Origin of the sequence: Leptolyngbya sp. FACHB-541, assembly GCF_014695875.1 — a bacterium.
Taxonomy (GTDB): domain Bacteria; phylum Cyanobacteriota; class Cyanobacteriia; order Elainellales; family Elainellaceae; genus JAAUTN01.
The window spans coordinates 1-7,421 of sequence record NZ_JACJPC010000056.1; the positions used below are offsets into that span (position 1 = coordinate 1).

General features: G+C 48.6%; 5 protein-coding genes. 2 read left to right on the top strand and 3 right to left on the bottom strand.

Features of this window, described 5'->3' with window-relative positions:
* A partial coding sequence (locus H6G00_RS12135; protein ID WP_190796918.1) for a tyrosine-type recombinase/integrase occupies window positions 1-972 on the bottom strand: 972 nt, incomplete at its 3' end.
* 136 nt (window positions 973-1,108) lie between these two features.
* Between H6G00_RS12135 and H6G00_RS12140 the strand changes: the two genes are divergently transcribed.
* Together H6G00_RS12140 and H6G00_RS12145 are read left to right on the top strand one after the other, a co-directional pair.
* Entirely contained in the window at window positions 1,109-1,648 is a 540-nt protein-coding gene (locus H6G00_RS12140) for a hypothetical protein (RefSeq protein WP_190796919.1), read from the top strand.
* A complete protein-coding gene (locus tag H6G00_RS12145; RefSeq protein WP_190796920.1) occupies window positions 1,645-2,331 on the top strand; it encodes a hypothetical protein in 687 nt (228 codons plus the stop codon). Before H6G00_RS12140 ends, H6G00_RS12145 begins: the two co-directional genes overlap by 4 nt.
* Window positions 2,332-2,662: 331 nt before the next feature.
* Here H6G00_RS12145 and H6G00_RS12150 read toward each other — a convergent pair whose 3' ends face one another.
* Together H6G00_RS12150 and H6G00_RS12155 are read right to left on the bottom strand one after the other, a co-directional pair.
* Window positions 2,663-5,332 (bottom strand): CHAT domain-containing protein, encoded by a 2,670-nt coding sequence (locus H6G00_RS12150; protein ID WP_199318445.1) that lies wholly within the window; start codon window positions 5,330-5,332, stop codon window positions 2,663-2,665.
* A 65-nt stretch (window positions 5,333-5,397) separates the two neighbouring features.
* Window positions 5,398-7,421, bottom strand: a 2,024-nt coding sequence (locus tag H6G00_RS12155; protein ID WP_190796922.1) for an S-layer family protein, incomplete at its 5' end; no start/stop codon positions are given.

Sequence of the window (7,421 nt, forward strand, 5' to 3'; positions counted from 1 at the left end):
GATCGCCTTCAGATACGCCTCAGCCGCAGCCTGCTTAAACACCCCCTTGGTGTAGCGCTGAAAGACTCGGTCGCTCTTAATCCCCATCAACTCCTTACCAAACAAGGGATCAACTCCCCGTCGTGTCGCTTCCGTTCCAAAGGTATGCCGGAAACGATGGGGATTAATGTCTTCCACCCCTGAGATCGTCCCCAGTTTCTTCACCATCTTATGCAGTCCCTTGTAGCCCAACCGTTTCCCTGAACTCCTCGGATCCTGCGCCAAAAATATTGGGCTCTCCGGTAGTGGCTCAAATTCCCCACCCCGTTGCCGTCGCCACTCTAAATACGCTTCTAGATGCTGTCTCGCTTCTCGACCTAGCGGCACCTCACTCACATTCTGTCCCTTCGAGCGATGCACCTTCAGAATCTTGCCGTTCCAGTGCTCTACGTTTAGGGCAGAGGCTTCCGATGCCCGCAGTCCATGACTGAGCACAGCTACAATCGCCCGGTCGCGCACCCGCGTCCGTTCATCGAGTTCTAGTGCTTCCCAAAGTTGGCTTAAATCCTCTGCCTCAATATGGTTTGCCTGGAGTTCCTCCTGCCGTTCCAGCTCGATCGCGTCTGTCGGCAGCGGTTTGTTCATCGGATAGCCATTACTCCTCCTCAGCCACCCATAGAAGGATCGCAAGGTATTGAGCGCCTGATTGATTGAGGTAGGCTTCAACCCCTTGAGCTTCAGTTCCCGGCGATACTTGCCAATATCGCTAGGGGTGACATCAAGCCAGGACTTGTCGCACCAAGCAGCAAACCGTATCAACTGACCTCGATAGGTACGTCCCGTATTGTCTGACTTCCCAGTCTGTCGCAGAAACTCCTCAATCTGCCAGTGGCGCATATCCGGTGGCTCTTCCCGTTGAAGCTCCTCCTGTTTGCCACTGTCCAGCGGCACGATCACGATCGGCAAAACAGAGTCAGAAGGAGATGAAGACATCAGGAGCGCAAAAGTTGGGTAAGTTTTAGGTAGAGATAATTGCACTTATCTCTATCTGAATATTGTCAGAATAATAACGCTATTTCTATGATTCCTGGCATCTGATAGATAATTGAGGCAGTTCAACAGGCAAGGCATGGGGCGGCAAACGAACGAGAAATGCTGGGCTTGCGCTCTGCTCACCGCAGGGGAGGCGCGAAAGCTGCATGACTCCGAGCTAGGTGGGGATGGTTGCTGGCGTGAGGGAACTTGCCGCAGTCGCCGCTCCTATTACCGCAAGGGACGGAGTCGCCTAGCACAACGCAAGATGGCGATCGAGGATATCACGGTACCGATTCCCCAGGTTGCCTATGTCGTGCTGCACACCTATGTAGACCAACCGCGTGAGCCGAACGACGAGGTTGTGATTCATGCGATGTGTGCGGAGTTGTGGATCGGAGAGAAACCGGTGGCAATGACGCAACCCCAACACACTTTTGGACTACCGCCCCGTCTGGTGAAGGAGTACGCAAGGCAGTTGCTCGATGCCCTGTACCAGGGATATGGCAACGGACGACGCAGTGGCTTTGAGCGGTTCGCCCGCGAAGAACAGCACTCGGTATCCCAGTGCCCGATTCGTCCCTGCTCCTACCATGCTGAGCATCTGCAATTTGGGCAGGCGGGAGGATACGGGTGAACGGGGAGCAGCTTGAGTTTGATCTCTGGAACCAGTTGCGACAGGCAAGGCAGATGCCGGAGACGATTGGAGTAGCGCAGATGCTAGATGCAGTAGAGGTAGCAGCAGCTCAACTACCCGAAGGCGATCGCCTCCGGTTCGCTGGGGAAGCTTTACTTCAAATTGCCCAGTTGTGTGAGACACGGGCGGAGGTCTGGATGACTGAGTGGGAGGAAGCATCCCGCGACCCGATTGTGGGGCAGGGGTTTTTTGACGATCTGGTGCGCCAGACGATGGCGGTAAATCTGAGTGAATTGATGGAGCCAGCTCCAACTCGAAAGCCTCGGACGAAACGGGCAAAGTCAAGTGGAACAGAGGAGGGGGCAATCGTTGCGACTGTTGATAAAGCTGCTGTACTGGCAATGGTAGAGCAACTGGAGGCAGAAGCAGCCCTTGAGGAGGAGAGGAAGCAGCAGGTGTTGGCAATCGCTCATGATGAGAATGTGTCGCAGTGGGTGGAGGCGATCGCCCAAAGATTGCAAGCAACATTCCCAGATCGCGTTTCCTTGACTCAGTTATGCGAGCGCTTAGGGATGAGGCAGGTGGAGGTATGGCTAGCAGTATTGTTAGGAGAATTTGAATTGGAGCAGGAGGGGGAGTTTTATCAGTCTTCAATCTGGGTGAGGCAGCGGTATAAAGAGTAAGCTGTCTAAAATTCCACTATTAGGTTTATGCTGTACAGCGATACGGAAAGCTCCCAATCACGAATCTAGTGTATTCATTACCTCAAACACAAGTGTCTTTGCCGATCGCAAAGAGAGAAGGTTAAAGCCTTTTTTAGTTCATGTTGAAGTAATTGCTAATTCATCTAACGAAAACTCTAGGTTCAGAGCAGACTGATGATCCCAGATCACCAAAATTTGACAAGAGCCTGAAGTTGTGGAGGTAGGAGTGACACAATTCCACCATTTGTGTAGTGCTAACAGAAGCAGACTGGAGTAGTAAAGGATCCCTCTCTATCTGGCAACCTTAAACCTATAGCCAATTTCCCAACAACACATAAGGTGCCCAGAACCGAGGTGCTTGGTATTGTGGATCTGTTAGAAGGGATTGTTGAGCGCGGCGCAGAGCTTCTGCTTTTGAGATGGAAGCATTGACCAACTCCTCGTAGAATCTGCTCATGAATATAGCGCCAGAATCATCGTCGAGGTTCCACAGTGAAGCAACTGTACTCCGTGCTCCCGCTCGAACGGCGACTCCTGCTAAACCAAGTGTTGCACGACGATCGCCCACAGCAGTTTGGCAAGCACTCAGAACTAGTAACTCAATCGGTTCTGGACTCATTATTTCTCTCGATTGCAGTACTGCAGTCAGCTCGTTCACATCAATAGGCTCATCCCAAGCCAAAATGAATGTTTCTGCTACATTAGAGCTAAATTGTCCATGAGTAGCAATGTGAACAATTGAAAATGGAACTGAAGTAATTGCTTGTTGGAAGTTGCTGCGGGTGAAATCCTGGTTGAACAACACACGGCTGGGAACATCAGCTTTGATTTCTTCAATTTCCGTTGCTACGTTACTGAGCGCAGGAAAGCTGTTCCTTGCCTCACTCAGTCCAACTACTAGAGCTTGAACCTGATGTTGCTGGAGCCGACCGGGCTCAGGTAATTGTAAACCGGGAGCAATAGCAACACCATATTTCTCCATGAGGTATTGCTGTCCATCATAGAGTGCTGACATTGGAACATTTCGTAGCGCTCCATCCAGTACAAATACTAATGTGCTAATATCGCTTTCCCGAAGAACAGATTCAGCAGGACGAATCAACCAGTCGTACATCTGCTGCGATAGAGTTTTAAGCGAGCGAGTAGCAATTGGACGTTTCAGCTCATTGAGCAAAGTACTGACCGTGTCTTCAACGGTTTCTTGGGACACAGCAGTACTGTAGTGAAACAGGGGACGTTGTGGCAGTTTGAGAATCACCTCTAGGCGATCAGGCAGAACAATTGTATAGAAAATTGCTGCCGATGAGTTTGCTTGATCCACCACACGGTCTAGTTGAAATTGGGTGTCTAAGCAAGCTTCACGAAAAAAATTGTCAAGTTCAGCAACTTGTAAGCCTTCAATTACATCACGGGCTTGCACTAATTTTTCCAAGTCTGTACTTGATGTATTTGATTCTAGGAGTAAACTCACCAGTTCCCGGTACACTGGCTCCACTCGTTCTCGAAATGAGAACTGTACATCACGATTAATCGCAACCAAGTCATTCCGTAGAGATTGCAATGTCCCTACTGCTGCCCGGTAAGATTGGATCGCGCCATCCGTCTGACCTTGCACCTTTAATAGTCGTCCTAATTGCCACTGCCATTGATAGGAGATGTCACCTGCATTCAGAGATTGTGAGAGTGTCAAAGCTTGTTGGGTTAGTCTTTGTGCTTCTGGTAATTGTGCAGTTATTTCATATAGTTTGCCTAAAGTTCCAAGGGTGTAAGATTGTGCCCGGCTATCTTGAAGTGTAATTGCTTGCTGGTGGGCAGTGGCGAGTAGCTGCACAATCGCTTGAGGCATTAGAGAATGACTTCTCAGTTTCAGTAAACTTTGGGCAAGCTCAATTTGGTTGTAAACATGACTGTGGCTTAAAGGTTGAGCATTCAATTGGGTTTGAATTTGCGGATAAAGTATCTGCATCTGTTCCCATCGCTGCGTCTCGACTAGTAGATCAAATTGCTTGAGTTGAGCCTGAATGCGAGTTGAATCTGAAGCTGAGTGATTAGCAGCTTGCTGATACCAATAGAGAGCAGTAGTGGTTTGCTCGTAGAAAGCTTGCGCTGCCGCTTTAGATCGCTGCTGCAAGGCAACTTCCGTCAAATCCGGGGGGGGGCGATCGGTTGCTTCAAGCAGAGATAGTGCTTCAGCAATCGTTAATCCTGCATAGTTAAGGTTTGCGCTTGCTTCGCTACGAGTCAGGTTTCCAAGCCCCAAATAGGCAGCCGCAATTGCCGCAGGAGCAGCATCAGATTGAGACTGTTGGGCAATTTCCAAACTTTTCTCTAACGCCTGACGTGCGTCCGGGAAATTCCCTGTTACTAATAAAGCTTCGGCTAAACTGCGAAGGGCAACGGCTCGTGTAAGAACAGCAGGCTGAGAAGAGAGGTGTTGAGTGATATTATTCAATAGATCGATTGATCGACGATAAAGCCCCAATGCTTGAAGGGCTTGTGCCTGATTGATCTGAACTGCTACAGCACCAGAGACATCTCCAATTGTTTCGTAGGTTGCTGATGCCTGTTGCCATGCTTCTAGTGCTGGTTCTGCCTGCCCTTGAGCAAAGTAAAATCGCCCCTGAATGTCTAAAGTCTGCGCCAGAACGCTGGCAGTTTGCTCGTTCACAGGCTGGTTTTCTAGAAGAGCTAAACTCTCGTTAATTGTTTGGTTTGCCTCAGTCCATAAACCGAGCTGCTGATAAGTGAGTGAAAGATTGCTCAAGGCGAGAGCTTGGTGAAGAGCATCTCCTTCTGCTGCATAAGCTTGGCTTGCTTGCCGCAAAACATCAACTGCCTGCTCAAAAAGCCCACGCTCGTAGAGGTCTCTACTCTGCTGCATCAGGCTGGTTGGATCAACAGAGATAGAAATCGGTGTAACTTGAGCCATTAATACAGAAACCTTAGCAGAGACGGGAGTCGCTAACACACATGCAATCATGGAGAGCATTGCAAGCACGCAGAATAGGATTTTTGATCGAATGGAATATCGATTCCTCCGCCTTCTCATCGTTCTGTACCCCCCAAAGCACAGTCTCTGGAAGAAATAGCCACTGAGTCAGGGGAAATTGAGGAGGTTTGAGCAATTAAAATTACATCCCCATTCTCATTCAGCTGCCATCCCTGTGCCTCTAAAATCGCCTCACTGTTACCGTTTTCCGGTATTTCTTCTGGAATTCTCTCTATTTCGTTAGCTAATTGTCTTTCTCTCCTTAGCTCTTGACTGTCCTCTAAAGTTGCCCAGTCTGTGAGGACTGCATCTTCATCTTGTGGATCACTGGGGCTAGGAGGCAGCCCACCTCGACCAGTAATTACAAACTCACTAAGATCATTGGTAGTGCTACCACCTGCAGGACAAGTCTGAGCAATCAAGTTAGAAGCATCGATGATCGTGCTGGGCAGCTCAACCAGCCCTTGACTGGGGTCTACAACAGGGTTATTAATTTGCACTGTGCCACTCACACCAAACCGGGAACTAGCGGTAATATCGCTTGCAGGGGTTTGTGTTTCTCGAAACTGAGTACCAAAAATGCCTTGTGTTGCAATTTGAATATTTCCACCGCGACCATCAAAAGCGTTAGCTTCAATGTCGCTGTTTTCCAAAGGGACAGTGACAATAAACCCATCTCCAATTGTGATGTCACCTCCATTTCCACCACCACCTTGTTGAGCAGTGCCCGCTTCAGTAGAAATAAGGCTGTCATTTCGCATTAAGAGTAGGTCTACATCTTGCAGCGCGATGTTGCCCCCATTGCGTGCCACCGTCTGAGCATTGATAGTACCTCCATTAAGAATTAAATTATCGGCTCTAATATCAATATTACCCGCGTTACCCTGGTTCGAGTTTCTAGTTGTTACGAGTCCTCTATTCGTTAAGGTGAATGAATCAGCGGCAATACGAATCGTTCCACCATTTCCTACACCGCCAATTGTCTCTACATTACTAAAAGCACCACTAGGGAATCTTCCATTGCTAGTGGTTCCATCAAAAGTAATGTTCTCACTTGCATCAATAATAATGTTTCCTGCGTTGCCTTGTCCTTGGCTAAGAGTTTGTAACTGTCCTCCATCTGTTAGTGAGAGTGAACCCGTTCTGATTTGAATCCTGCCTCCCTGTCCTACCCCTGTTGTACCTACTGTACTAACAGCAGAACTGGTTTGTTGACCATCTGGAGTTTCACCATCAAAGGAAACCGTATCACGAGCGTTGATAATGATGTTCCCTGCTCTTCCTCGTCCATCTGCAGTAGCTGATATTTGAGCGCCTCTGGTAACTGAAAGCGAATCGGCTGTGATTTGGATATCTCCGCCACGTCCCCTCCCCGCTTCTGTTGAACCACTTGAAATCAAACTGCGCACTCTATCGGAATCGCTTCCGTCTAAAGAAATTTGATTTCGAGCGTTAATGGTGATGTCTCCTGCACGTCCTTGCCCCCCTGTAGAAGTTAACAAACGTGCCCCGTTAGCAATAGAAAGTGAATCAGTTGCAACATCAATGTCTCCCGCTCGCCCTCTGCCTATTCCATTCACAGCGCTAGAAATATCGGTGAAAAGGCCTTGGTTTCCTCCACGTAGAAAAACAGAACGATCCGCTCGAATTGTGATATTTCCGGCATTACCTTGCCCAATAGTACTGGAAAGTAAATTAGCACCATTAGACAATGAAAATGTATTAGCAGTAATACGAATAGCACCTCCATTCCCAACCGCAGTCTCTCTTACATTGCTGAAGATGTCACCAAAATCTAAAGAGACTCGATCGCGAGCATTAACAGTGACACTACCAGCATTTCCCTCTCCAGCAGTACTAGCGATGATTGAAGCACCATTTGTTAAGGAGAAGGAATCAGCAAAGATACGAATAGCACCTCCATTCCCAACCGCAGTCTCTCTTACATTGCTGAAGATATCACCAACATCTAAAGAGACTCGATCGCGAGCATTAACAGTGACACTACCAGCATTTCCCTCTCCAGCAGTACTAGCGATGATTGAAGCACCATTTGTTAAGGAGAAGGAATCAGCAAAGA

What these genes read in the sequence shown, in the direction of transcription:
- H6G00_RS12140 (WP_190796919.1), top strand. Translation starts at nt 1,109, where the DNA reads ATGGGGCGGCAAACGAACGAGAAATGCTGGGCTTGCGCTCTGCTCACC.
- H6G00_RS12150 (WP_199318445.1), bottom strand. Translation starts at nt 5,332, where the DNA reads ATGATTGCATGTGTGTTAGCGACTCCCGTCTCTGCTAAGGTTTCTGTA.